Annotated in this window: 1 protein-coding gene; it reads left to right on the top strand. The window is 41.5% G+C overall.

Features of this window, described 5'->3' with window-relative positions; genetic code table 11:
* Positions 1-61 precede the first annotated feature (61 nt).
* Positions 62-552: aminotransferase class V-fold PLP-dependent enzyme (locus tag ABN217_RS20090; RefSeq protein ID WP_349459980.1), on the top strand; the 491-nt coding region annotated here is incomplete at its 3' end.

Here is a 552-nt window from a genome sequence, read left to right as displayed (position 1 = left end):
ATGAGGGTTACATGCGTCATTGGAAAATGAAGACAATTTTGTCTTTTGGAGTAAGTGAGCAATGAAATTACCGATTTATCTTGATTATTCAGCAACGACACCGGTTGATCCTCGTGTTGCTGAAAAAATGATGCAATGTCTAACTATGGACGGCAATTTTGGTAACCCCGCTTCGCGTTCCCACCGTTTTGGTTGGCAAGCAGAAGAAGCCGTTGATATTGCACGTAATCAAATCGCTGAGCTAGTGAATGCTGATCCACGTGAAATTGTATTTACTTCAGGTGCGACCGAGTCAGATAACTTAGCTATTAAAGGTGCAGCGAACTTCTATCAGAAGAAGGGTAAGCATGTTGTCACGTGTAAAACTGAGCATAAAGCAGTTTTAGATACTTGTCGCCAATTAGAACGTGAAGGTTTTGAGGTTACTTATCTCTCCCCGCAACGTAATGGTTTGATTGATCTGAAAGAACTCGAAGCGGCTTTACGTGATGATACTGTCCTTGTCTCTATCATGCATGTGAATAATGAAATTGGTGTCGTACAAGATATCGC

This window comes from Proteus sp. fly-1067 (assembly GCF_040139345.1).
GTDB lineage: Bacteria > Pseudomonadota > Gammaproteobacteria > Enterobacterales > Enterobacteriaceae > Proteus > Proteus vulgaris_B.
The sequence above is the reverse complement of the archived record's forward strand: the minus strand, read 5'-3'. Positions and strand labels throughout refer to the sequence as shown.